Annotated in this window: 3 protein-coding genes; all 3 read left to right on the top strand. The window is 41.8% G+C overall.

Annotation, left to right across the window (positions count from 1 at the left end):
- The first annotated feature begins 173 nt into the window (after positions 1–173).
- Complete coding sequence (locus GRP75_RS20935; protein WP_160790265.1) at positions 174–959, top strand: S-layer homology domain-containing protein; 786 nt, start codon at positions 174–176, stop codon at positions 957–959.
- A 630-nt stretch (positions 960–1,589) separates the two neighbouring features.
- The gene (gene fabD / locus GRP75_RS20930) at positions 1,590–2,810 is read left to right on the top strand and encodes an ACP S-malonyltransferase (protein WP_160790264.1); all 1,221 of its coding nucleotides are present in this window, start codon (positions 1,590–1,592) and stop codon (positions 2,808–2,810) included.
- Positions 2,785–3,916, top strand: a 1,132-nt coding sequence (locus tag GRP75_RS20925) for an AMP-binding protein (protein WP_160790263.1), incomplete at its 3' end; no start/stop codon positions are given. The genes fabD and GRP75_RS20925, both read left to right, overlap by 26 nt.

Genomic DNA, 3,916 nt, shown 5'->3' with positions numbered 1-3,916 from the left:
TTATAACTTGTATCCATAGCATTTTTCAAATACTGATTGTCGATATTCCAAAATACTGTTTAACAGTACTTTTTTTCTCTCTAATATCATCATTTTCTTTTGAAATGCCGATATAAAATTGAGTCTTGAGAACTATTTTATACATAAATTTTACCTAAAGGAAGTGTGAAGAGATGTTGAAAAAGAAATGGCTTATCACCCCGTTGGTTGCGACGACACTGTTTTTCGGTCAATCTGCATTCGCGGCAAACACGTTTTCAGATGTGGAAGGAACAAAATATGAATGGGCTGCCGAATCGATTCGTTCCATGGTCGACAAGGGCGTTGTCAAGGGCTATGCAGATGGGACCTTCAAGCCAAGCAAAACTATAACGAAAGCGGAATTTGTACATATGTTTCACAAGCTTTTTCCAGAAATCGATCATTCTTCCGGCAAATCTTCCGACTTTGTGGATGCGCGTAAACACTGGGCGAATAAAGATTTTGCAGCAATATTCAACGGGGACTATGTTTGGCCGTATGCTGAAAGTGTTGGGGGGAAATATCCAAACTATCAATTCTATGTCAAGCCTGACAAACCATTGACCCGCTGGGATGTGATGATGATTGCCTCTCTTCGGACGGATTATACCAATCAGACGCTTCATCCTGAGATTGAGGAAGTGATTTCCGCAGCTGCGCAGTACAAGGATATGAAAGTTCGTCAGGCCAATTACAATGACAATTTCTCGGCCTACTATCCGGTGCTGTACATCGACAAGACTGGAGAAGAGTACTTCTATGATGGCGATTCCCAGGATCAAAAGGCAGAAGCATTCTACACCCTAACCAAGATGGGGGTCCTTACCGCTAATGAAGGATACCTTCGCCCCAAAGCGCAAGTCACACGGGCTGAAGCTGTTACCCTTTTACAGCGTTTGAACGAAGCCACAACGAAGTCAGTGGAGGATCGACAGTAGCCGCTTGCACATTGTAGCTATTAAGGAAACTGCATAAGGAGATAAATCGCTTTGGAGTTCGCTACTTAATTAGTTACGTATCTATGACGACGCCTAACCGTCGATTACTGTCGAAGGACAACAACTATGTATAATAAGTCGCCAAATTGGCGGCTTTTTTTGTTTTAACGATAGATGCCAGTCAATAGTTTAGAATACGAAATTTTCATGTAAATTCATTAAAAAGCTGAAAACAATTCCTTTTTTTAAACAAAAGAGGATATTCTTTTGGTTTATAAAATATATGTAGTATATATCACTGTACTTTAATTCATTTTAATGTTTATAATAAATTAATAGCCTTAACCTATGTCTTACACTCATCTATGATGCTGAAGTTTCTAAGTATCAACTCTGAACTTCCAGCACACTCCATTTTTTTACACTTCCAAGTCTACTTACACACTTTTATTTCTGATTACATCATGAAACTCAAAAACGATTTACTTTAACATGTCGATTACTGTTTGTTTGTGGCAAGACATTTTGTTGTTTTTGCTGTATCTATCTTAAATACATAGGAATGTGAACATCTGAATCCCATAAAACATTTGTTTTACCGCTTTTTTATGGTGAGGAAAGGGGTTGGACATGAATCACATGACTTTGCTTTTTTCGGGACAAGGATCTCAGTATGTCGGGATGGGAGCGGCATGGCATGACGGTTTTTCAGAGGCAGGTCACATTTTTGAAGAGGCTGCTGATATTTTGGGGTATGATTTGAAAACTTTATGTATGAAAGGACCCATCTCCCAATTATCCAGAACATCCTACACCCAGCCTGCACTACTCACAATTAGTGTAATCGCATTCAGACGTTACATGCACGATGTTGGGATTATTCCCGAATTTTCTGCAGGGCATAGTTTGGGTGAGTATTCTGCATTGGTAAGCAGCGGAGTCTTATCGTTTGGCGATGCTTTGCGGGTGGTACAAGAACGGGGACGCTTTATGGAAGAAGCCTCAGAGGCCGGAGTGGGTTGCATGATTGCTGTTCGAGGGGCTGATTTAACTCTGCTAGAAGAGCTGTGCGATCACTATGCCGTAACCAGTCAGCCTATTTCCATCGCTTGTTATAACTCCTCCTATCAATACGTCGTTTCTGGTCATCATGCCTCTGTTGCTGCGGTGGCGGGACAATTAGAGCAACGTGGGTTCCAAATTACCCGTTTGCAGGTAAGCGGCCCTTTTCACAGCCCGCTTATGCAGCATGCTGCTGACCGATTAGCATTGGAATTGCAAAAATATACGTTTCATGAACCGCTGTGGCCTGTCATTTCTAATGTTACAGCACTGCCATATACGGATGCCAACAGCATTCGTCAAGGTTTGCATTTGCAAATGATCCATCCAGTGCGGTGGATACAAACGATGCAGTATATGGAGAAACATGGGGTGAAGCAGGGAATTGAATTAGGACCGCGAACGGTGCTGAAAAACTTGGCAAAGGAAACAAACATCGCTTTTGAGGTGCTTTCCTTGGACAGAGACTTGGATCGGATTGAGCTGGAACGTCGTTTTTCGATCCGTGATTGGTTGGTCAAACTGCTGGCGGTGGCGGTGTCTACACCCAATGCCAATTGGAATGAGGATGAGTATCATAAGGGGGTTATTTTACCTATTCACAGGTTGGAGGAGTTACTCAAAAGCATAGAATCGGGCAAATCTTCTTCTGCTTATGAACTAAGACGCGAAGCGCTGGAGTGTATTCGCCTGATATTGCAAACCAAACAAGTATCTGCAGGAGAGCAGGAGGAAGTTTTAGACCTTTTGAGGAGGGATCAGGATGGAGCAGTTTCAAACTTTAATTGAAATCATTCAGGACCGAGCCAGTAGAGCTGAAAATGGAATTATTTTCATTTCGGGTGATACACAGGAGGAGTATGTAAGCTACAGTCAGCTTCTGGAGCAAGCACTGCAGGTACTTCATCAATTGCAGGAAAAAGGAGTACAGCCTGGCAATAAGCTAATTATGCAAATTGAAGACAATCATACCTTTGTGAATGTGTTTTGGGGCTGTCTGCTCGGCGGAATCGTCCCCGTACCTGTAAGTATCGGGAATAATGATGAACATAAAATGAAGCTATTTAAAATCTGGAGTACCCTTACTTGCCCTTACATGATTGCGGATCATAAAGTATTAGAGCAGTTAGAAAAGTATTCTCATCAGCATGAGATGCTGGATTTCTTTGATTCTGTGAAAGAAGCGACCTTTTCTAGCCATGATTTTGATTATTCCGATCAGAACAAAGGGACCATTCATCAATCCAGACCGGAGGATTTGGCGTTTATTCAATTTTCCTCTGGTTCGACAGGTGATCCCAAGGGAGTCATGCTGACGCATGAGAATCTCGTATACAATATTCGGGATATCACCAATCAAACGGGAATGACTTCAAGTGATGCCTATCTAGGCTGGATGCCACTCACACATGATTTGGGATTGATCGCTTTTCATTTAACTTGTGTCATCGCCCATGCCAAGCAGCTCATTATGCCAACAGCTCTTTTTATAAGACGTCCTTCATTATGGCTAAAAAAGGTGTCGGAGCATAAGGTGACTCAAATCTGTTCTCCTAACTTCGGTTATAAATTTTTCCTTGATCAATATAAATCCAAAACAGCAGATAACTGGGATTTGTCAAGTGTTCGCATGATTTTAAATGGGGCTGAGCCCATATCGGTGGAGCTTTGCCATGTATTTATGGAAGCCATGAGTGTACATGGATTAAAAAAAAATATCATGTATCCTGTATACGGCTTGGCAGAGGCCAGCGTAGGTGTCTCCACTCCACCTTTGGATAAAGATAATTTTGTTACTATTCATTTAAATCGGCAGCAGCTACATGTAGGTGAACCTATAGAAGAAGTAGATTCATCCGATAAGCGTTGTCTTACGTTTGAGGATTTGGGCTACC

It is taken from the genome of Paenibacillus sp. OT2-17 (assembly GCF_009827695.1).
In the GTDB taxonomy this organism is placed as follows: Bacteria; Bacillota; Bacilli; order Paenibacillales; family Paenibacillaceae; genus Paenibacillus; species Paenibacillus polymyxa_B.
Note: the sequence above shows the minus strand (reverse complement) of the source record. Positions and strands in the feature narration are given on the sequence as shown.